At 35.4% G+C, this 21,515-nt stretch carries 16 protein-coding genes, 2 tRNA genes and 3 rRNA genes; 12 read left to right on the top strand and 9 right to left on the bottom strand.

The window, feature by feature from the left end; translation table 11 throughout:
• The first annotated feature begins 6 nt into the window (after positions 1-6).
• The 5 genes from surE to H3Z83_RS05050 all read left to right on the top strand — a co-directional run bounded on the left by surE (position 7) and on the right by H3Z83_RS05050 (position 3,448).
• A complete protein-coding gene (gene surE, locus H3Z83_RS05070) occupies positions 7-777 on the top strand; it encodes a 5'/3'-nucleotidase SurE (protein ID WP_182124403.1) in 771 nt (256 codons plus the stop codon).
• On the top strand, positions 765-1,052 hold the full coding sequence (locus tag H3Z83_RS05065) for a hypothetical protein (protein ID WP_182124402.1): 288 nt from the start codon (positions 765-767) through the stop codon (positions 1,050-1,052). The genes surE and H3Z83_RS05065 overlap by 13 nt, the downstream gene beginning before the upstream one ends.
• 9 nt (positions 1,053-1,061) lie before the next feature.
• Positions 1,062-2,174, top strand: coding sequence for a lipid-A-disaccharide synthase (gene lpxB / locus H3Z83_RS05060; protein ID WP_182124401.1), 1,113 nt, complete (start codon positions 1,062-1,064; stop codon positions 2,172-2,174).
• A 321-nt stretch (positions 2,175-2,495) separates the two neighbouring features.
• On the top strand, positions 2,496-2,951 hold the full coding sequence (locus tag H3Z83_RS05055) for a C40 family peptidase (protein WP_246337477.1): 456 nt from the start codon (positions 2,496-2,498) through the stop codon (positions 2,949-2,951).
• Between the two features lie 2 nt (positions 2,952-2,953).
• Positions 2,954-3,448 carry a C40 family peptidase gene (locus H3Z83_RS05050; RefSeq protein WP_182124399.1) on the top strand — a complete coding sequence of 165 codons (495 nt, stop codon included), beginning with the start codon at positions 2,954-2,956 and terminating at the stop codon, positions 3,446-3,448.
• Between the two features lie 11 nt (positions 3,449-3,459).
• Here H3Z83_RS05050 and H3Z83_RS05045 read toward each other — a convergent pair whose 3' ends face one another.
• The 4 genes from H3Z83_RS05045 to secDF all read right to left on the bottom strand — a co-directional run bounded on the left by H3Z83_RS05045 (position 3,460) and on the right by secDF (position 9,299).
• Positions 3,460-4,062 (bottom strand): hypothetical protein, encoded by a 603-nt coding sequence (locus H3Z83_RS05045; RefSeq protein WP_182124398.1) that lies wholly within the window; start codon positions 4,060-4,062, stop codon positions 3,460-3,462.
• Positions 4,063-4,070: 8 nt separating this feature from the next.
• Positions 4,071-5,060, bottom strand: coding sequence for a GTPase ObgE (gene obgE, locus H3Z83_RS05040; protein ID WP_182124397.1), 990 nt, complete (start codon positions 5,058-5,060; stop codon positions 4,071-4,073).
• A 47-nt stretch (positions 5,061-5,107) separates the two neighbouring features.
• Positions 5,108-6,226: an adenylate kinase gene (locus H3Z83_RS05035; RefSeq protein WP_182124396.1), complete on the bottom strand. Its 1,119-nt coding sequence runs from the start codon at positions 6,224-6,226 to the stop codon at positions 5,108-5,110.
• Positions 6,227-6,314: 88 nt separating this feature from the next.
• A complete protein-coding gene (secDF, locus tag H3Z83_RS05030; protein ID WP_182124395.1) occupies positions 6,315-9,299 on the bottom strand; it encodes a protein translocase subunit SecDF in 2,985 nt (994 codons plus the stop codon).
• A gap of 205 nt (positions 9,300-9,504) precedes the next feature.
• On the opposite strand from secDF, the gene H3Z83_RS05025 reads away from it, so the two are divergent.
• Together H3Z83_RS05025 and H3Z83_RS05020 are read left to right on the top strand one after the other, a co-directional pair.
• Positions 9,505-11,181 (top strand): formate--tetrahydrofolate ligase, encoded by a 1,677-nt coding sequence (locus tag H3Z83_RS05025; RefSeq protein ID WP_182124394.1) that lies wholly within the window; start codon positions 9,505-9,507, stop codon positions 11,179-11,181.
• Positions 11,182-11,607, top strand: a complete 426-nt coding sequence (locus tag H3Z83_RS05020) for an SRPBCC family protein (RefSeq protein WP_182124393.1) — start codon at positions 11,182-11,184, stop codon at positions 11,605-11,607.
• Positions 11,608-11,662: 55 nt separating this feature from the next.
• Here H3Z83_RS05020 and H3Z83_RS05015 read toward each other — a convergent pair whose 3' ends face one another.
• The 5 genes from H3Z83_RS05015 to thrS form a co-directional block, all read right to left on the bottom strand.
• A complete protein-coding gene (locus H3Z83_RS05015) occupies positions 11,663-12,250 on the bottom strand; it encodes a hypothetical protein (protein WP_182124392.1) in 588 nt (195 codons plus the stop codon).
• Positions 12,251-12,346: 96 nt separating this feature from the next.
• Complete coding sequence (gene rplT, locus H3Z83_RS05010) at positions 12,347-12,691, bottom strand: 50S ribosomal protein L20 (RefSeq protein WP_150900931.1); 345 nt, start codon at positions 12,689-12,691, stop codon at positions 12,347-12,349.
• 93 nt (positions 12,692-12,784) lie between these two features.
• Positions 12,785-12,982, bottom strand: coding sequence for a 50S ribosomal protein L35 (rpmI, locus tag H3Z83_RS05005; protein ID WP_182124391.1), 198 nt, complete (start codon positions 12,980-12,982; stop codon positions 12,785-12,787).
• 46 nt (positions 12,983-13,028) lie between these two features.
• Positions 13,029-13,547 carry a translation initiation factor IF-3 gene (gene infC, locus H3Z83_RS05000; RefSeq protein ID WP_317167218.1) on the bottom strand — a complete coding sequence of 173 codons (519 nt, stop codon included), beginning with the start codon at positions 13,545-13,547 and terminating at the stop codon, positions 13,029-13,031.
• Positions 13,548-13,613: 66 nt separating this feature from the next.
• A complete protein-coding gene (thrS, locus tag H3Z83_RS04995; RefSeq protein ID WP_182124390.1) occupies positions 13,614-15,566 on the bottom strand; it encodes a threonine--tRNA ligase in 1,953 nt (650 codons plus the stop codon).
• A gap of 747 nt (positions 15,567-16,313) precedes the next feature.
• Here thrS and H3Z83_RS04990 point away from each other — a divergent pair.
• The 5 genes from H3Z83_RS04990 (at position 16,314) to rrf (ending at position 21,473) form a co-directional block, all read left to right on the top strand.
• Positions 16,314-17,837 (top strand): 16S ribosomal RNA (locus H3Z83_RS04990).
• Positions 17,838-17,918: 81 nt separating this feature from the next.
• Positions 17,919-17,992, top strand: a tRNA-Ile gene (locus H3Z83_RS04985).
• Between the two features lie 84 nt (positions 17,993-18,076).
• Positions 18,077-18,153: transfer RNA gene (locus H3Z83_RS04980), tRNA-Ala, on the top strand.
• A 232-nt stretch (positions 18,154-18,385) separates the two neighbouring features.
• Positions 18,386-21,264, top strand: a 23S ribosomal RNA gene (locus H3Z83_RS04975).
• A 100-nt stretch (positions 21,265-21,364) separates the two neighbouring features.
• Positions 21,365-21,473, top strand: a 5S ribosomal RNA gene (gene rrf, locus H3Z83_RS04970).
• The 16S, 23S and 5S rRNA genes sit together here with 2 tRNA genes alongside, the layout of an rRNA operon.
• Positions 21,474-21,515: the final 42 nt, after the last annotated feature.

The raw sequence follows: 21,515 nt of genomic DNA, 5'->3' as shown, positions 1-21,515 counted from the left end.
CACACTATGCAAGAAAGACCCTTAATCTTGGTTACTAACGACGATGGAATTACCGCTCCTGGTATTCGTATGCTTATCGAAATAATGAATAAAATTGGAGATGTTGTAGTAGTTGCTCCCGATAGTCCACAAAGTGGAATGGGACACGCAATAACTGTAAACAATGTATTGCATTGTAATCCGATTACAATTGATGAGGGTCCTCAGATTGAATATAGTTGTTCAGGTACTCCTGCCGATTGTGTTAAAATGGCGAAGAATGAGATTTTAAATCGTACACCAGATTTATGTGTGTCAGGAATTAACCATGGATCAAATTCATCGATAAATGTAATTTATTCAGGCACAATGAGTGCTGCGGTTGAAGCAGGTATCGAAGGAATTCCTGCAATAGGATTTTCGTTGTTAGATTTTGATTGGCATGCTGATTTTAGAGCTGCTAAAAAGTTTATTGAAAAAATTACATTAAACGTATTGTTAAACGGTTTACCAGACGGAGTAGTATTAAATGTAAATATTCCGAAGTTAAAAGAAAACGATATTAAAGGAATTCGTGTTTGTCGTCAAGCAAATGGGTATTGGAAAGAGGATTTTGAAAAACGTAAAAGTCCACATGGTAAAGAATATTACTGGTTGTCTGGAGAATTTATCAATAGAGATAAAGGACAAGACACCGATATTTGGGCTTTAGAAAATGGATATATATCAGTGGTTCCTGTTAAGTTTGATATGACAGCACATCATGCAATTCAAAAATTAAATTCATGGGACATATAAAAAAAGAAATAGCAATAGGAGTTTTAGTATCGTTGCTAGCCACTGCCTTTGGTTTGTTTGTTTACTTACAATATATTTCACAAGGAACCATTGCTGAAACTATTAAAATGGTTAGAGAAGGTGGTGTATTAGGACCTGTTTTAGCATTAGCAGCAATACCTAATTTATTTGTGTTTTGGGTGTTTTTAAAAAAGAAACAAGACTACAGAGCAAGAGGTGTTTTAATGGCAACTATTTTGATTGCTTTATTAACACTGGTTTTAAAATTTTTCTAATATAACTAGATGAAATATTACATTCTTGTAGGAGAAGCTTCAGGTGATTTACATGGAGCAAATTTGATGAAAGCTTTGTTAAAAGAAGACCCAAATGCAGAGATTCGTTTTTGGGGAGGTGATTTAATGCAAGAAGTAGGGGGTAGGCTTGTAAAGCATTACAAAGAACGTGCTTTTATGGGGTTTATTGAGGTGTTAATGAATTTGCGTAAGATTTTAGGAATGATTTCTTTTTGTAAAAAAGACATTGCTAAATTTAACCCAGATGTACTTATTTTAATTGATAATTCAGGTTTTAATTTACGTATTGCTAAATGGGCAAAACAACAAGGGATAAGAACTAACTATTATATTTCTCCACAAGTTTGGGCAAGTAGAGCAGGTAGAGTAAAAGACATTAAACGTGATGTTGATGAAATGTTTGTAATTCTTCCGTTCGAAAAAAAATTCTACAAAAAATACGATTACGATGTTAATTTTGTAGGACATCCATTAATTGATGGAATTGCTGGTAGAAAACAAATTGATGAACTTTCTTTTAGAAAAGAACACAATTTAGGAGATAAAGAAATTATTGCATTGCTACCAGGAAGTAGAAAACAAGAGATTACTAAAATGTTATCGGTAATGTTGTCTTTGGTAGGTGATTTTCCGAATTATCAGTTTGTAGTCGGTGGAGCGCCAAGTCAAGCAACTGCATTTTACCAAGAAATTATCGGAGATAAAAATGTGAAGCTTATCAGTAATAAAACCTATGATTTATTAAGTATTTCTCATGCAGCTTTGGTAGGTTCTGGTACCGCAACTTTAGAAACGGCCTTGTTTAAAGTACCACAGGTGGTTTGTTATAAAGGAAGCAATATTTCGTATCAAATAGCAAAGCGAATTATTACACTAGAATATATTTCTTTAGTGAATTTAATAATGGATCGTGAGGTTGTAAAAGAGTTGATTCAAAATGATTTTACGAAAGAAAATTTAAAAATTGAGTTGACTGAAATTCTTGAAGAAAAACAAAGAGAGCAATTGTTTTTAGATTACTTTGATTTAGAACAAAAACTTGGAGGTAAAGGAGCTTCAGAAAAAACAGCAAAATTAATTGTTGAAGGGTTAATTAAATAATCTTTTAAATTCTTTAAAAAAGAATGAAAAATATTTTTATCTACTACTTAACGATTTTTATACCATTAGCAGCAATAATATATCTGATTAAATCTGAGATAATTAGTTCAATACACTTTGTTATAGTTTTATCTATATATCTTCTAGTTTTTAGAACTTATGTTGATGGTAAAAGACTTTATGATAAAGAAGTAATAGCAAAAAAAGATATTTGGAAAATGATAATACCAGGAAAACGTATAGAATATTTCAAAGAATTATATCTGAAATAATTAATCTATGATTAAAAAACTACTCTGCATTTTTATACTATCATTTTTGATGATTTCTTGTGGGTCTTCAAAAAACGTTACTAGCACAACTAAAAGAACAACTACAGATACTAAAGAAATCACTGTTGCCGATAAAATTGTTTGGACAGCAGTTTCTTACAAAGGAGTTCGTTATAAATACGGTGGAACAACCAATAAAGGAATGGATTGTTCAGGATTAATTCACACTGCTTTTAAACAACGAAATGTTGAGATTCCTCGAACTTCGCGAGAAATGTATGCAAAGGGTTACGATATTTCTTTGCGAAAAGTAAAAAGAGGAGATTTATTGTTTTTTAAAACAGCTCGTAAAAGAGGTAAAGTAAATCATGTAGGTTTAGTTACTTCTATAAAAAACGGCGATATTCGTTTTATACACGCTACAAGTTCTCGTGGTGTTATCGTTACTTCTTTAAATCAAGATTATTGGAATAAAGCTTTTATAAAAGCAAAAAGAGTATTGTAATAATGAGCAAAAGATTACTCTTATTAATTGTAATTATAGGTTTTATTACTTTTCGTTATATAACTAGCGGAGACGAACAACCTGAAAGAACTATCGTTTTAAAAAATGAAAGCTCAAAAATTTCTAAACTATTAGAAATCGCAAATTCCTATAAAGGCGTTTCTTATAAAGCTGGAGGGAGTACCAAAAAAGGAATGGATTGTTCTGGTTTGGTAAATATTTCTTTTAAACAAATAGGAATTGATTTGCCAAGATCTTCAAGTGCTATTAGTACAAAAGGAAAAGAAATTGATTTAAAAGATGTAAAAGTTGGTGATTTATTGTTTTTTGATATTGCTCGTTTAAAAGGAGGAATCAATCATGTAGGTTTGGTGACTTCAGTTGAAAATGATAACATTCTATTTATTCACTCCACAACATCAAAAGGGGTAATTACTTCTTCTATGAATGAACCCTATTGGAAAAAAGAGTTTGTAAAAGCGAAGCGCTTTTTATAATTTTTTAAAAATTATAAAGAACAATTATTGTATTCTTTGATAACCGTTATGATATCTTTTTTTGAAAACACTCTGCTTTTTAGTTTTTCCACTAATGTTGGGCAATCATTAAAGTAACTAATAGCACGTTTTCTAAATGATCTTGATGGTCTAGCAGTAATTAAAGGAGTTGCTATTTTTTCATTATCTCTTAAAACATAAAATTCATTTATACCGTGAGAAGACATCATTCCAGGGTTAGACGAAGAAGTTCCAACAACTCTTGCATACAGAGTTGCTTTTCCTGAAAAAATCACACAAAATATCTCTTTTCTTTTTTTTGAAATAGGAATATACTTGTAGTAAGCAACTTCAGAATTTGAATAATTAAATTTTATTAATTCAACTTGATGCTCTTCAAATTTAGTTTTACTACCTGTTGTTTTATCTTTTAATTTAATTTTAGATTTACCATTAAAGCTAACAAAGTTCTTTGATATTATAGGGATTTTTACTAGCCCAAAAACTGTTTGTCCATTTTTTAAATTTATCTCACCTTCTGTCCAATCATATTGAGAAAAACAAAATGATGAAGTGATACAAAAAAGAAATGTTAAAAATGTATTTCTGATCATTTATTATATTAATTCAACATTCCCCATAATTTATCTTTCAATTCTTGTAAGCCTAATTGCGCTACAGATGAGATAAATAAAGTTTCTACACCTTTTGGTAATTCAGCTTTAATTTCTTCTTTTAATTCGTCGTCTAACATATCCGATTTCGAAATAGCTAGTAAACGATCTTTGTCTAATAATTCAGGATTATGTTTTTTTAATTCGTTTAATAGAATATCATATTCTTTTTGAATATCATCACTATCAGCAGGGATTAAAAATAATAGGGCAGAGTTACGTTCGATATGGCGTAAAAAATAATGTCCTAATCCTTTTCCTTCAGCAGCTCCTTCAATAATTCCAGGAATATCTGCTACCACAAAACTTTGATGATTACGATGCTCTACAATACCTAAATTAGGTTTAAGTGTTGTAAAAGCATAATCAGCAATTTTAGGTTTTGCTGCAGTAATTACAGATAGTAAAGTAGATTTACCTGCATTAGGAAAACCAACTAAACCAACATCAGCTAATATTTTAAGTTCTATACGAAACCACCCGTCTTTACCTTCAATACCTGGTTGTGCATAACGAGGTGCTTGATTGGTAGATGATTTAAAGTGCCAGTTACCCAAACCTCCTTTACCACCTTCTAATAAGATAACATCTTGATCGTGTTGTGTAACTTCAAATAAAATTTCATCGGTATCTGCATCACGAATAATTGTACCTAGAGGTACTGGTACAATAATATCAGCAGCATCACGACCTGTGCTTCGGCTACTACTACCATCACCACCAGATTCTGCTCTAAAATGACGTTTAAATTTTAAATGGAAAAGTGTCCACATACTTTTGTCACCACGTAAAATGATGTGACCTCCACGACCACCATCTCCACCATCAGGACCTCCTTTGGTAATGTATTTTTCACGGTGTAAATGCGCAGATCCTCGCCCTCCTTTACCCGAAGATGCGTAGATTTTTATATAGTCAACAAAATTTCCTTCAGTCATTTTTTCTAATATTTAAAAAGAAAATTTATTCTTTCTTTTTATGTAATTTATAATGTGTCAAACACGTCAGATAAACGCTGTGTAATCTCTTCAATAGACCCTACACCGTTTACACCGTAATAATTACCTTGTGCGTGGTAAAAATCTTTTAAAACGGCTGTTTTTGTATTGTATTCGTTAAAACGATTACGGATTTTACTTTCGTCCATATCATCGGTACGACCACTAGTTTTTCCTCTTTCTAATAAACGACCAACTAATAAATCTTCAGGTACTTCTAAAGCAACCATCCCATTAATACGCTCGTTTTTTTCAGCTAAAAAAGCATCTAAAGCTTCAGCTTGAGATTCTGTTCTAGGAAAACCATCAAAAATAAAACCAGCTGCATCTGCATTTCTTTCAACTTCAGCTTTTAACATGCTAATCGTAACTTCGTCTGGAACTAAATTACCATCATCCATATAAGTTTTAGCTAATAGACCTAGTTCAGTTTTGTTTTTAATATTAAAACGGAATACATCTCCAGTAGAGATATGTACTAAGTTGTATTTTTCTTTTAATACTTCAGCTTGTGTACCTTTTCCTGCTCCCGGAGGGCCGAATAATACGATGTTTTTCATTTTGGGTTGTGTTGTTAATTGGTAAATAGATGGCAAGTTTCTTCCGTAACCTTTGTAATCTAATCCGTAACCAACAATAAATTTATCTTCAATACTTTTTCCGATATAATTTATTGGTAATTCTTTACGGTATACATCTGGCTTAAAGAAAAGTGTTACTACTTTAAGTTCTTTTATGTTTTTTGTTTTGAAGATTTCATAGATTTCTTGTAGGGTTGTGCCCGTATCTATAATATCTTCTAAAATGATAACAGTTCGATTTGTTAAATCTTCGTTGATACCAATTAATTTCTTTACAGTTTCTGTTGATGTGGTTCCCTCATAGGAAGCCAATTTTACAAAAGTCATTTCACAATCGCCTCTATACTCGCGTAAGAAGTCTGCCGTAAAAACAAAACACCCGTTTAAAATCCCTACAAATAAAGGAACTTCATCTTTAGGTAAATCGTTTTTTACTTGCTCTGCTAACGATTTTACTATGGTAGCTAATTCGTTAGTAGAAATAAATTCTTTAAAATATAAATCGTGAAGTTTTGTAATTTTCATCAGAGTGCAAAGATAGTTGCTTGATATTAACTAAAAAAACCGTTTTGAATAATAACTCAAAACGGTTTTGGAAATATTTATTTAATTATTATTTCTTGTCTTCTTTTTTAGAAGCATCGAACATAATTGGTGTTGCTACGAATAATGATGAATACGTACCAACAACTACACCTACAATTAATGCGAACATGAATCCTTTAATACTATCTCCACCGAAGAAGAAAATAGCTAACATTACTAATAATGTAGTTAAAGATGTATTGATTGTTCTACCTAAAGTACTACTTAATGCTTTGTCTACTAAACCAGCTGTTAAAGTATTACTGTTAGCAGCGTATTCTCTAATTCTATCAAAAATTACCACGGTATCATTCAGCGAGTATCCAACTACTGTTAAGATTGCTGCAATGAATGATTGACCAATTTCCATATCAAATGGCATTACTTTGTAGAAAATTGAGAATACTCCTAATACCACTAATACATCGTGGAATACTGCTGCTACTGCACCAATAGAGTAAGACATTTTTCTAAAACGTAATAAGATATATAAGAATACTACAATTAATGAACCTAATACAGCCCATAATGCAGCTTGCTTAATATCATCAGCAATTGTTGGCTCAACTTTCATGTAGCTCATAATTGCATTAGAATTCTCAGCTTTTTCAAACCCTGGTTTAAAGTCTTCATAAGAAGTAGTTCCGATGTAAGATTTTAATCCGTTATATAATGCAGTTTGTACTTGATCATCAACTTCTCTACCTTCTTCTTCAATTTTAAAAGCAGTAGTAATTTTTAATTGATTACTAGGACCGTAAGTTTTAACTTCAGGAGCAGTACCAAAAGCACCTTTTAATGAAGAAGCAACTTCGTTAGCTTTCATTGGTTGATCAAAACGTACGATGTACGAACGACCTCCTTTAAAGTCAACACCTTGCTTTAATCCTAAAGTAAAGATTGAAATTAATCCAGCAAGAATAAAGAATCCAGAAATGATGTAAGCCAACTTACGTTTCTTTAAGAATTCAATATTAATGTTGTTAAACCAGTTTTTAGAAATATTTGTGTTGAATGGTAATTTAGTACCTCTGTTAACAGCCCTGTCAATAAATAAACGAGTAATAAAAATTGCTGTAAATAAAGAAGTAGCAATACCTAACATTAAAGTGTAAGCAAAACCTTTAATTGGCCCTGTACCGAATACAAATAAGATAACCCCTGTTAAGAAAGTAGTAATGTTAGCATCGATAATTGCAGATAAAGCTCCTTTGAAACTAAATCCTTCATTAACAGCTTCTCCTAAACTCTTACCACCTCTTAATGCTTCTTTAATTCTTTCGAAAATAATTACGTTCGCATCTACCGACATACCTATGGTTAAGATAATACCAGCAATACCAGGTAATGTTAATACAGCATTAAACGATACTAACCATCCGAAGATAAACAAGATGTTTACTGCTAAAGCGATGTTTGCATATAAACCAGCTTTACCATAGTATAAGAACATCCAAGCTAATACTAATAAGATCGCTAATCCAAAAGACCACATACTTGCGTTAATAGATTCTTGACCTAAAGATGGTCCAACAACTTGTGCTTGAATCATTCTTGCAGGTGCAGGTAATTTACCAGCTTTTAATACTGTTGAGATATCTTGTGCTTCTTCAACAGTCATGTTTCCTCCAGAAATTTGAGTTTGCCCTCCTGAAATTACTTGGTTTACAGAAGGTGCAGTATAAACATAGTCATCTAAAACAACAGCAACAAATTTACCAACGTTTTCGCTAGTCATTTTTGCCCATTTTTTAGTTCCTACACCATTCATAGCCATAGAAACTACTGGTTTACTTAACTCGTTATAATCTTGTTTTGCATCTGCAATAACATCTCCATCAATAGGAGCTTTATCTTTTCTGTTAGATTTTATTGCGTATAAGTTAATGTTTTCACCAGTTCCGTCAGCAGTTGGTTGCGCTTTGTAATCCCATAAAAATTTAACATATTTTAAATTAGCTGGTAATAAAGCTCTAACTTCTTTGTTGGTTAAAAAGCTATTTACTTTCGCAGTATCTTGTACTCTAGCTTGTGCAATTAAGGGACTAATTTGTTGTTGACTCTGAGCTACGAAAGGGTACATGTAAGTAAACAAGTTTTTCTGAGTAGCTACTTTAGTAGAATCTGTAGATTCCCCTAGTAAATCATCAATACTATCTGCTTTTGTAGAATCTTTAGCTACTTCAGTAGTTGAATCATCTTTTAATAATTCAGCAACTTTTGCATTTGCAGCAAATAAAAAGTTTTGCACATCAGCATTTGTAAATACTTCCCAAAATTGTAATTCGGCAGTACTTTGTAATAACTTTTTAACTCTATCAATATCTTTAGCTCCTGGTAATTCTACTTGAATACGTCCAGAAGTTCCAATTCTTTGAATGTTTGGTTGAACAACACCAAATTTATCAATACGGCTACGTAATACTTCGAAAGCAGTATTAATAGATGTATTAATTTCTTCTTGTAAAGTCGATTTTACTTGTTCGTTCGTTTTATTAAAGTCGATTTTGTCACGCAACGATTTAGTTCCAAAAATACTTGGATCGCTTAACTTTACATTGTTTGCAGATAATTCTACGAAGTTGTTGTAGAATAAATCTAAATAATTTTCTTGACTGTCTTTTTGAGCTTCATCAGCCTTCGCTAATGCTTCAATAAAAACTGTGTTTTTTGAGTTGTTAGATAACCCAATTAAGATATCTTTTACAGATACTTGTAAAATTGCATTAATACCACCTTTTAAATCTAAACCAAGGTTCATTTCTTTCTCCCTGATGTCGTCGTAAGTGTATTTAGCAACTCCTAAATTTAATACTTCTTTATTTGCTACGCTATCCAAATATTTTCTTTCATATCTAGCTAACTCTCTACCGTTGTTATCTTTAACGTTTTCTTTTGAGTACTCCTTTGCGCTATCTTCTACTTTGTTAGCAAAAAATGTAAACGACAATTGGTACAAACTCACTAATCCAAATAGGACAGCAAATAATTTAATAAGACCTTTGTTTTGCATTTTTAATAATTTAAATCGACTTTTTTTAAAACGTGCAAATATAGTATTTCAAAAAAGATTGGACAATTCTTTTAGGATATTTATCTAGTTAGTATGGGTTTAGTTATAAAATGCTAATAAATGTCAGGTTTTATAGGGATTATATTATGTATATTTACCTGCTATTTTTAGCATAACAAACAACCTAAAATTTATACAATTCGCTATGGCGCATTTAACAGATATTGAGATTGCTCAAGCAAAAGATTTACAGCATATTAAACATATAGCAACTAAGTTGAATATCTTAGAAGATGATTTAGAAATGTACGGTAAATACAAAGCTAAATTACCTTTAAGTTTAATTGATGATGAAAAAGTAAAGAATAATAATTTAGTTTTAGTAACGGCTTTAACGCCAACACCTGCTGGTGAAGGAAAAACTACGGTTTCTATCGGGTTAACTGAGGGGTTAAATAAAGTTGGTAAACAAGCTACGGTAGTGTTACGTGAACCATCTCTAGGTCCTGTTTTTGGTATTAAAGGAGGTGCTGCTGGTGGTGGGTATTCTCAAGTAGTACCTATGGAGGATATTAATCTTCATTTTACAGGAGATTTTAATGCGATTGAAAAAGCCAACAATTTATTATCAGCTTTAATAGATAATAACTTACAGAGTAAAACTAATAACTTGAATATCGATCCGCGTACTATTTTATGGAAGCGTGTAATTGATATGAATGACCGTGCGTTACGCCAAATAACTATTGGGTTGGGCGGAACAGCAAACGGAATTCCTCGTGAAGATGGTTTTAATATTACACCAGCATCAGAAGTAATGGCAATACTTTGTATGGCTACTAATTTTGATGATTTAAAAGAGCGCTTAGGAAATATTTTTATAGGTTTTACTTTTGATAAAAAGCCAGTTTTTGCACGCGATTTAAAAGCGCAAGATGCTATGGCTATTTTGTTAAAAGATGCAGTTAAACCAAACTTAGTACAAACATTAGAAGAGAACCCAGCAATTATTCATGGAGGACCTTTTGCAAATATAGCGCAAGGAACGAATACTATTATTGCTACAAAAATGGGATTGTCATTGTCTAATTATGTAGTTACTGAAGCAGGTTTCGGTGCAGATTTAGGAGCGGAGAAGTTCTTGAATATAAAATCGCAATATGCTGATTTGAATCCTAAATGTGTAGTGTTAGTCGCTACCATTAGAGCGCTACGTCATCATGGAGGTTCCCCAAAAGAAGAATACAATACTCCAAGTTTAGAGCGTGTTCAAAATGGATTTAAGAATTTAGAAAAGCATATTGAAAATATCCGTAAGTTTAATATTGAACCTGTGGTGGCAATCAATTCATTTATTTCAGATTCTGATGAAGAGGTTAGTTTTGTAATTGATGCTTGTGCTAATTTAGGTGTAAAAGCAGTAGTTTCAGAAGGATGGGCAAAAGGAGGTGAAGGAACTAAAAATCTAGCGAATGCTGTGGTTGATGTAGTTGAAAATAAAGCAACACAATTTAAGCCATTGTATGATTGGAAAAGCCCTGTAAAAGAAAAAATAGAAACGATTGCTAAAGAAGTTTACGGGGCAGATAAGGTTGAGTACAGTAAAAAGGCGCAATTAAACTTGCGTAGAATAGATCGTTTAGGTTTCAATGATTTTGCAGTATGTATGGCGAAAACTCAAAAATCATTTTCAGATAATGATAAGCTAATTGGAAGACCCGAAGGATTTACTGTTACAGTTAGAGAGATAGAAATAGCTGCGGGTGCACAGTTTATCATTCCTATTTTAGGGAAAATGATGCGTATGCCTGGTTTACCAGCTGTTCCCGCATCTGAAGGAATGACTATTGACAATAATGGAGTTATATCAGGACTGTCGTAAATGAAGCCTGTAATTGTAAATAAAATAATAAATCAGCCAGTAAAAAAAGTCTGGGATGCTATTACTGAACATTCAGAAATGATTCAGTGGTTTTTTGATAACATTCCAGATTTTAAGGCAGAAGTTGGTTTTAAAACTTGGTTTGTAGTTGCTTCAGAAGAGCGAACATTTTATCACTTGTGGGAAGTAGCAGAAGTTGTACCTAATAAAATTATAAAGGTAGAATGGACGTATCCAGATTATGTAAAGGAACCATTTTTAGTTACGTTTGAGTTAAATTCTGAATCAGAAAACCAAACAGAAGTAAAGGTGTCGGCTGAAGGGATTGAAAAGTTTCATCATTTTGATATTCCAGAATTCACAAGAGAAAGTTGTGAAGGAGGTTGGAAATATTTTACAAATCGATTAAAAGAATATTTTGAATAATAAAAAAAGCGCACCTTAATTAAGATGCTCTTTTTTATTTATGTTAAAACGTAAATTAATTTACTCCACGTTGTTTATTAATTTCATCTTGTAATTGACGACGCAATTTTTGTTCTTTTTCAATAGAGTTCTTTTTGTGTTTTTCGAATTCTTCTTCAACATCTACTAACAAGCTTTTAGTTTCTCTTGTAACTGAATTGCTGTTGTTAAACTTATATATGAAAAAAGCAAGACCAATTAATAAACCGGCAATAATACTCCATAAAGTAGTATTATAGGTTGCTTTATTTAGCGACATACCTAAAAGAGAAAATGAATCTTCTTTTTCAATAGATACAGATAAGTCTCCTTTTAAGGTATCTATTTTAGTTTGTAAAGATGTAATTGCTTTAAGCTGTTCATCTATTTTAATTTGTTTAGAAGCGGCATCAGTTTTAATAACTTTAATACTGTCTAAAATGCTTTTTTGTAAACTTAAATACTCATTCTTTTTTACAACTTTATAGATTTGATAATTGTTTGAGTTTTTATAAAGTTTTTTAAATTGATTTTCAACAGTGTTTGGTTGCTCAATTTTATCTGCATTTTGTGCAATAATATTTTGAGTAAAAAGAAGAATAAATAAGATCTTTAAAGTTTTCATAGGTAACGATTTTATGTTCTTTATTATGGATGTTATTGGTTTAAAAAAACCCAAACGATTAAGTTTGGGTTTTTAGTATAAGCAAGGTTATGAAACTTATTTTACTTTTTCTACAATGGCCTTAAAAGCTTCTGGGTTGTTCATAGCTAAATCAGCTAAAACCTTACGGTTTAATTCGATATTATTAGCTTTTACTTTCCCCATAAACTGCGAGTAAGACATTCCGAACTGACGAGCTCCAGCGTTAATACGTTGAATCCATAATGAACGGAAGTTTCTCTTATTGTTTTTACGGTCACGGTATGCATACTGCATTCCTTTTTCAACCGCATTCTTTGCTACTGTGTAAACGTTTTTACGTCTTCCAAAGTAACCTTTTGCTTGCTTCAAGATTTTTTTTCTTCTATTTCTTGAAGCTACTGAATTTACTGATCTTGGCATAATTTCAATGTTTTTTGTAGTAGGCGATCGAAAATCGATACTTTACTGAGCCTAACTCCATGGTTAATAATTAAATTCCCTGGCTAACAATTATTATCTTAATACTAATTGTTGCTTAATGTTAGCTTCATCAGACTTATGTACTAAAGTCGAATGAGTTAATGCAAGCTTACGTTTTTTAGACTTCTTTGTTAAGATGTGACTTTTAAACGCGTGCTTTCTTTTGATCTTACCAGAACCAGTTAACTTGAAACGTTTCTTGGCACTAGATTTTGTTTTAATTTTAGGCATCTTTGTTTTTTAGTTTATCTTGCTTATATATTGTGTGCATGTTATATTATTTACCCTTTTTCGGAGCAATAAACATAATCATACGTTTTCCTTCTAACTTAGGCATTTGCTCTACCTTACCATATTCTTCTAATTCTTGAGCTAATTTTAATAATAAAATTTGTCCTTGCTCTTTAAATACTATCGAACGTCCTTTAAAGAAAACAAATGCTTTTAATTTAGCACCATCTTTTAAAAATTTAATGGCGTGTTTCTTTTTAAACTCATAATCATGCTCATCAGTATTCGGTCCGAAACGAATCTCTTTTACGGTAACTTTAGTAGCTTTTGATTTTAAAGCTTTTTCACGTTTCTTTTGCTCGTATAAAAACTTCTTGTAATCAATAACTTTACAAACAGGAGGAACTGCTTTAGGTGAAATTTCAACTAAATCTAATTCTTGTTCTCGTGCTATTTCTCTAGCTCTCGATAAAGAATATACACCCACCTCTATGTTTTCGCCTACAAGACGAACTTCTTCAACATCACGGATTTTTCCGTTAATTCTATGTTGATCTTCTTTAATTACTCTTAGCGGTCTACGTCCGCCTCTTCTTCTAATTGCTATGACTTATAAATTTAAAATTACTATCTATTTTTGGTTTCCAAAAGGAACTAATGTTTTACTAACTTCTTTCTGTATTAGAGAAATAAACTCTTCGATTGTAAATGTTCCTATATCGCCTTCACCATGTTTTCTTACAGATACTGTGCCATCTTGTTCTTCCTTCTCTCCAACAATAACCATAAAAGGTATTTTGTTTACTTCGGCATCACGTATCTTTCTTCCTGTCTTCTCACTTCGGCTGTCTACGAGGGCGCGAATTTCGGAATTTTCTAACAAAGTTAAAACTTTTTCTGTATATTTTTGATATTTCTCACTGATTGGCAGTACAATAACTTGTTCTGGAGTTAGCCAAAGAGGGAAGTTTCCTCCTGTGTGCTCTAGTAATACTGCAATAAAACGTTCCATTGAACCAAATGGCGCACGGTGAATCATTACTGGTTGGTGTAACTGATTATCAGCTCCTTTATAGCTTAATTCAAAACGTTTAGGTAAATTATAATCTACTTGAATGGTTCCTAACTGCCAACTTCTGCCTAAAGCATCTTTTACCATGAAGTCTAATTTAGGTCCATAAAAAGCAGCTTCACCTTCTTCAATTACAAAATTTAAACCTTTGTCTGTCGCTGCATTTATAATTGCTTGTTCTGCAATTTCCCAAGTTTTAACATCACCTATATATTTGTCAAGATTGTCCATGTCTCTAATAGATACTTGAGCGGTAAAATCTTCAAAACCTAAAGAACCGAATACATAAAGAACTAAATCGATAACTTCTTTAAATTCTTGATCTAATTGCTCAGGTGTACAGAAAATATGTGCATCGTCTTGAGTAAATCCTCTAACACGAGTTAATCCATGTAATTCTCCACTTTGTTCATATCTATATACGGTACCAAATTCTGCAAAACGTTTTGGTAAATCTTTATATGAATGGGGTTTAAAATTGAAAACTTCACAGTGATGAGGGCAGTTCATAGGTTTTAATAAAAACTCTTCATCATCTTTAGGTGTATTAATAGGTTGAAAACTGTCTTCACCATATTTAGCATAGTGCCCAGAAGTAACATATAATTCTTTCTGACCAATATGAGGAGTCATTACCATTTCGTAACCTGCTTTTTTCTGAGCAGCTTTTAAGAAATCTTCTAAACGGCTACGTAAAGCAGCTCCTTTTGGTAACCATAAAGGTAGACCTGCCCCAACTTTTTGAGAAAAAGTAAATAACTCTAATTCTTTACCAAGTTTTCTATGGTCACGCTTTTTAGCTTCCTCTAATAGCTCTAAGTATTCTTTTAACTGTTTTTGTTTAGGGAAAGAGATTCCGTAAACACGAGTTAACTGATTGTTTTTTTCATCACCACGCCAATAAGCACCAGCAACACTCATTATTTTAATAGCTTTTATAATTCCAGTGTTTGGAATGTGTCCACCACGACATAAATCAGTAAAGTCAGAATGGTCACAAAAAGTAATATCACCATCTTCTAATCCTTCAATTAATTCTACTTTATATTCATTGTTTTGTTCTTTGTAGTATGCTAACGCATCTGCTTTAGAAATTGAACGCATCTTAAATTCAGCTTTTTCACGAGCTCTTTCTAAAAATTGCTTTTCGATTTTTCCAAAATCTTTATCAGAAATTGAATCATCACCAAAATCAACATCGTAATAAAATCCATTTTCAATAGCAGGACCTATCGTTAATTTTGCATTTGGATAAAAATCTAAGATGGTTTGCGCTAATACGTGTGCAGAAGAATGCCAAAAAGCTTCTTTACCTTTTGCATCATTAAATGTATGTAATACTAACGAGCCGTCTGTTATAAGTGGGGTGGTAGTTTCAACTGTATTCCCTTCAAATGTTGCAGAAATAACATTTCTTGCTAAACCTTCACTAATACTTTTAGCAACATCAATAGCTGTGCTATTCTTTTCAAACTCTTTAACGCTCCCGTCAGGTAATGTAATTTTAATCATTATATATATGTTATATGTTAATCTCCTTACAAGTGGAGATTTCGAAGCGCAAAGATATTGTAAAAGCATTTTTTGCACAATATATATATAAGGTATTTTAAAAGGAAGTGTTCTGAATTGGTTTTATTGAGGGGGTTAATGGGTTTAAAAGCGATTTCCAAAAATATTTTCATCATAAAAACCTGCATTACAACGGTTTGAAAATTCTTTTAAAAATAAGTTTAAAAAGGTGATTGTTATGTTAAAAAAGGGTTCTATATTTGCACCCGCTAAGGGGAAAACGCGAGTTTAGAAAATAGCGAATGTTCATTAAAATAGTGTAAAGAAATTTTCAAAAAAAGATTAAAAATAAGTTTGATTTTATTTGTTTAGAATAAATAAAAGAGAGTATCTTTGCAGTCCGTTTTAAAAACGGAAGTTCATTAAAATTAGCGAAAAAATAAATTAAAAAAAACTTTCAGAAAAGTTTGTCAGTTTTAAAATAGTTTATAAATTTGCAACCGCTTTAAGAAAGCGATACGATCACAGAAATTTTGGAATGATTTTGAGATAATAAAATCAGCTAGTTCGAGTCTAGTATTTCTACAAAAGGTTGAGTTAAAAAAATAAGATAATACTTGTTATTGGCGACTCACCAAGTTCATTGAAAATATTGAAATTGACAGCGTAAACAAAGAGTAGAATAACCATAACTTCTAACGAAGTTAAATTCTTTTGAAACTTATTCATTAATATTATTTAAAATATACAATGAAGAGTTTGATCCTGGCTCAGGATGAACGCTAGCGGCAGGCTTAACACATGCAAGTCGAGGGGTAACAGGGAGAAGCTTGCTTTTCCGCTGACGACCGGCGAACGGGTGCGTAACGCGTATAGAATCTGCCTTGTACAGGAGGATAGCCTTTAGAAATGAAGATTAATACTCCATAATACTGAGATGTGGCATCACAATTTAGTTAAACATTTATGGGTACAAGATGACTATGCGTCCTATTAGCTAGATGGTAAGGTAACGGCTTACCATGGCAACGATAGGTAGGGGGTCTGAGAGGATTATCCCCCACACTGGTACTGAGACACGGACCAGACTCCTACGGGAGGCAGCAGTGAGGAATATTGGTCAATGGAGGCAACTCTGAACCAGCCATGCCGCGTGCAGGAAGACTGCCCTATGGGTTGTAAACTGCTTTTATACAGGAAGAAACAGTCGTACGTGTACGGCCTTGACGGTACTGTAAGAATAAGGACCGGCTAACTCCGTGCCAGCAGCCGCGGTAATACGGAGGGTCCAAGCGTTATCCGGAATCATTGGGTTTAAAGGGTCCGCAGGCGGTCAATTAAGTCAGAGGTGAAATCCCATAGCTTAACTATGGAACTGCCTTTGATACTGGTTGACTTGAGTTATACGGAAGTAGATAGAATAAGTAGTGTAGCGGTGAAATGCATAGAGATTACTTAGAATACCGATTGCGAAGGCAGTCTACTACGTATATACTGACGCTCATGGACGAAAGCGTGGGGAGCGAACAGGATTAGATACCCTGGTAGTCCACGCCGTAAACGATGGATACTAGTTGTTGGGATTTATCTCAGTGACTAAGCGAAAGTGATAAGTATCCCACCTGGGGAGTACGGTCGCAAGACTGAAACTCAAAGGAATTGACGGGGGCCCGCACAAGCGGTGGAGCATGTGGTTTAATTCGATGATACGCGAGGAACCTTACCAGGGCTTAAATGTAGAGTGACAGGGCTAGAGATAGCTTTTTCTTCGGACACTTTACAAGGTGCTGCATGGTTGTCGTCAGCTCGTGCCGTGAGGTGTCAGGTTAAGTCCTATAACGAGCGCAACCCCTATTGTTAGTTGCTAACAGGTAATGCTGAGGACTCTAGCGAGACTGCCGGTGCAAACCGTGAGGAAGGTGGGGATGACGTCAAATCATCACGGCCCTTACGTCCTGGGCTACACACGTGCTACAATGGTATGGACAATGAGCAGCCACTATGCGAATAGGAGCGAATCTACAAACCATATCACAGTTCGGATCGGAGTCTGCAACTCGACTCCGTGAAGCTGGAATCGCTAGTAATCGGATATCAGCCATGATCCGGTGAATACGTTCCCGGGCCTTGTACACACCGCCCGTCAAGCCATGGAAGCTGGGGGTGCCTGAAGTCCGTTACCGAGAGGAGCGGCCTAGGGTAAAACTGGTAACTAGGGCTAAGTCGTAACAAGGTAGCCGTACCGGAAGGTGCGGCTGGAACACCTCCTTTCTAGAGAAAGATGGTGAGTTACAAAAGGAGATTTTACTCTTTGCTGTTAATTTTAAAACACACTAATATATAAGCTATTATAGTCTCGTAGCTCAGCTGGTTAGAGCGCTACACTGATAATGTAGAGGTCGGCAGTTCGAGTCTGCCCGAGACTACAAAAACTTAAATATTAGAAAGGAAATTCTAGAAGTTGACGTAATTAAGATTAATTACTATCACTATTACTAACTACTAGTAATGGGGGATTAGCTCAGCTGGCTAGAGCGCTTGCCTTGCACGCAAGAGGTCACCGGTTCGACTCCGGTATTCTCCACCAGGCGATGCCTGGAGATAAGTAAAATTATCTTCATGAGTATTGCGGGCAGATTGTAGCTAACAAGTTTAAATACTTGTCAGTGGCGACTCGCCACAAAGTTCATTGACATATTGGTAAAATGATATCGTAAAGAATCAAGATAGAGAGTTAATCTAACGATTAACACAATATTTTTTATAAAATTAAGAATTATAAAGAGCTCGTTCTAGTATTTATACTAGAGCAAAAAGTACAATAAGCTAAATAAGGGCGTATGGCGGATGCCTAGGCTTTCAGAGGCGATGAAGGACGCGATAAGCTGCGATAAGCTACGGGGAGGGGCACATACCTATTGATCCGTAGATTTCCGAATGGGGCAACCCACTATGTTGAAGACATAGTACCCGCAAGGGGGCAAACCTGGTGAACTGAAACATCTAAGTAACCAGAGGAAGAGAAAACAATAGTGATTCCGTTAGTAGTGGCGAGCGAACGCGGATTAGCCCAAACCCAATTTGTTACGGCAAATTGGGGGTTGTAGGGCTGCGACATTAGAATCAAAGTGAACTAGAATTGTCTGGAAAGACAAACCAAAGAGAGTGATAGTCTCGTATAGGTAAGCGATGAGGATATAGCAGTACCCTGAGTAGTGCGGGACACGAGTAATCCTGTATGAATCCACCGGGACCATCCGGTAAGGCTAAATACTCCTGAAAGACCGATAGTGAACTAGTACCGTGAGGGAAAGGTGAAAAGAACCCTAAGTAAGGGAGTGAAATAGAACCTGAAACCGTACGCCTACAAGCGGTCGGAGCACATTTACTGTGTGACGGCGTGCCTTTTGCATAATGAGCCTACGAGTTACTGTTACTAGCAAGGTTAAGGATTTAAGGTCCGGAGCCGAAGCGAAAGCGAGTCTGAATAGGGCGACCATAGTTAGTAGTAGTAGACGCGAAACCGAGTGATCTACCCATGGGCAGGTTGAAGCTGTGGTAACACACAGTGGAGGACCGAACCAGTTGACGTTGAAAAGTCTTTGGATGACCTGTGGGTAGGGGTGAAAGGCCAATCAAACTCGGAAATAGCTCGTACTCCCCGAAATGCATTTAGGTGCAGCGTTGATTAAAAGTTTTATAGAGGTAGAGCTACTGATTGGATGCGGGGGCTTCACCGCCTACCAATTCCTGACAAACTCCGAATGCTATAAAATGTTTTTCAGCAGTGAGGGCATGGGTGCTAAGGTCCATGTCCGAGAGGGAAAGAACCCAGACCATCAGCTAAGGTCCCCAAATATATGTTAAGTTGAACTAACGAGGTGAAACTGCTTAGACAGCTAGGATGTTGGCTTGGAAGCAGCCATTCATTTAAAGAGTGCGTAACAGCTCACTAGTCGAGCGGTTTTGCATGGATAATAATCGGGCATAAACATATTACCGAAGCTATGGATTTATATGTAAGTATAAGTGGTAGGGGAGCATTCTATTTGCGCCGAAGGTGTACTGTAAGGTATGCTGGAGCGGATAGAAAAGAAAATGTAGGCATAAGTAACGATAAAGGGGGCGAGAAACCCCCTCACCGAAAGACTAAGGTTTCCTCAGCGATGCTAATCAGCTGAGGGTTAGTCGGGACCTAAGGCGAATCCGAAGGGAGTAGTCGATGGACAACAGGTTAATATTCCTGTACTTCTTATAATTGCGATGGGGTGACGGAGTAATGAAAGCACCGCGAACTGACGGAATAGTTCGTTGAAACAAGTAGCTATTGGCACTGTAGGTAAATCCGCAGAGCTAGGTGAATTGTGATAGTACAACAAGTCTTCGGATGCGTTGATAGTGTGCCTAAAGGCTTCCAAGAAAAACCTCTAAGCTTCAGATTATAAGAACCCGTACCGTAAACCGACACAGGTAGTTGGGATGAGAATTCTAAGGTGCTCGAGAGATTCATGGCTAAGGAACTAGGCAAAATAGACCCGTAACTTCGGGAGAAGGGTCGCCCCACTTCGGTGGGGCCGCAGTGAAAAGGTCCAGGCGACTGTTTATCAAAAACACAGGGCTTTGCTAAATTGAAAGATGATGTATAAGGCCTGACACCTGCCCGGTGCTGGAAGGTTAAGTGGAGGGTTTAGCTTCGGCGAAGATCTGAAATGAAGCCCCAGTAAACGGCGGCCGTAACTATAACGGTCCTAAGGTAGCGAAATTCCTTGTCGGGTAAGTTCCGACCTGCACGAATGGTGCAACGATCTGGACACTGTCTCAGCCATGAGCTCGGTGAAATTGTAGTATCGGTGAAGATGCCGATTACCCGCAGCGGGACGAAAAGACCCCGTGAACCTTTACTATAGCTTCGTATTGACTTTGGATAAGTAATGTGTAGGATAGGTGGGAGACTTTGAAGCGGCGTCGCTAGGCGTTGTGGAGTTGTCCTTGAAATACCACCCTTTGCTTATCTAGAGCCTAACTCAGCAATGAGAACAGTGCGTGGTGGGTAGTTTGACTGGGGTGGTCGCCTCCAAAAGAGTAACGGAGGCTTCTAAAGGTTCCCTCAGCACGTTTGGTAACCGTGCGTAGAGTGCAATGGCATAAGGGAGCTTGACTGAGAGACATACAGGTCGATCAGGTACGAAAGTAGAGCATAGTGATCCGGTGGTTCCGCATGGAAGGGCCATCGCTCAAAGGATAAAAGGTACTCCGGGGATAACAGGCTGATCTCCCCCAAGAGCTCACATCGACGGGGGGGTTTGGCACCTCGATGTCGGCTCGTCACATCCTGGGGCTGGAGAAGGTCCCAAGGGTTGGGCTGTTCGCCCATTAAAGTGGCACGCGAGCTGGGTTCAGAACGTCGTGAGACAGTTCGGTCTCTATCTGCTGTGGGCGTTAGAAATTTGAGTGGATTTGACTTTAGTACGAGAGGACCGAGTTGAACTGACCTCTAGTGTACCTGTTGTCACGCCAGTGGCATTGCAGGGTAGCTACGTCGGGAAGGGATAAGCGCTGAAAGCATATAAGCGCGAAACCCACCACAAGATGAGATTTCTTTAAAGGGTCGTGGGAGATTACCACGTTGATAGGCTATAGGTGTAAGTGCAGTAATGTATGTAGCCGAGTAGTACTAATAACCCATAGGCTTATGTATAGTCTTCCGCTCCTTGTGAGCGGAAGCGAAACTCTTTGATTTTTTACAATATGATTTTATCAATATGTTAACTTATACAGTTGAAATATACTGAACGATTTAAGGTGATTATTGCAATGGGGCTCACCTCTTACCATTCCGAACAGAGAAGTTAAGCCCATTTGCGCCGATGGTACTGCCAATGGTGGGAGAGTAGGTCGTTGCCTTTCTTTTAAACCTCAATCTTTTTAGATTGAGGTTTTTTTTTACAC

Origin of the sequence: Tenacibaculum pelagium, assembly GCF_014062345.1 — a bacterium.
GTDB lineage: Bacteria > Bacteroidota > Bacteroidia > Flavobacteriales > Flavobacteriaceae > Polaribacter > Polaribacter pelagius.
The sequence above is the reverse complement of the archived record's forward strand: the minus strand, read 5'-3'. Positions and strand labels throughout refer to the sequence as shown.

Bases quoted from the DNA above. Each gene is read 5' to 3' on its own strand.
- surE (WP_182124403.1), top strand. From the start codon at position 7: ATGCAAGAAAGACCCTTAATCTTGGTTACTAACGACGATGGAATTACC.
- H3Z83_RS05065 (WP_182124402.1), top strand. From the start codon at position 765: ATGGGACATATAAAAAAAGAAATAGCAATAGGAGTTTTAGTATCGTTG.
- lpxB (WP_182124401.1), top strand. From the start codon at position 1,062: ATGAAATATTACATTCTTGTAGGAGAAGCTTCAGGTGATTTACATGGA.
- H3Z83_RS05055 (WP_246337477.1), top strand. From the start codon at position 2,496: ATGATTTCTTGTGGGTCTTCAAAAAACGTTACTAGCACAACTAAAAGA.
- H3Z83_RS05050 (WP_182124399.1), top strand. From the start codon at position 2,954: ATGAGCAAAAGATTACTCTTATTAATTGTAATTATAGGTTTTATTACT.
- H3Z83_RS05045 (WP_182124398.1), bottom strand. From the start codon at position 4,062: ATGATCAGAAATACATTTTTAACATTTCTTTTTTGTATCACTTCATCA.
- obgE (WP_182124397.1), bottom strand. From the start codon at position 5,060: ATGACTGAAGGAAATTTTGTTGACTATATAAAAATCTACGCATCTTCG.
- H3Z83_RS05035 (WP_182124396.1), bottom strand. From the start codon at position 6,226: ATGAAAATTACAAAACTTCACGATTTATATTTTAAAGAATTTATTTCT.
- secDF (WP_182124395.1), bottom strand. From the start codon at position 9,299: ATGCAAAACAAAGGTCTTATTAAATTATTTGCTGTCCTATTTGGATTA.
- H3Z83_RS05025 (WP_182124394.1), top strand. From the start codon at position 9,505: ATGGCGCATTTAACAGATATTGAGATTGCTCAAGCAAAAGATTTACAG.
- H3Z83_RS05020 (WP_182124393.1), top strand. From the start codon at position 11,182: ATGAAGCCTGTAATTGTAAATAAAATAATAAATCAGCCAGTAAAAAAA.
- H3Z83_RS05015 (WP_182124392.1), bottom strand. From the start codon at position 12,250: ATGAAAACTTTAAAGATCTTATTTATTCTTCTTTTTACTCAAAATATT.
- rplT (WP_150900931.1), bottom strand. From the start codon at position 12,691: ATGCCAAGATCAGTAAATTCAGTAGCTTCAAGAAATAGAAGAAAAAAA.
- rpmI (WP_182124391.1), bottom strand. From the start codon at position 12,982: ATGCCTAAAATTAAAACAAAATCTAGTGCCAAGAAACGTTTCAAGTTA.
- thrS (WP_182124390.1), bottom strand. From the start codon at position 15,566: ATGATTAAAATTACATTACCTGACGGGAGCGTTAAAGAGTTTGAAAAG.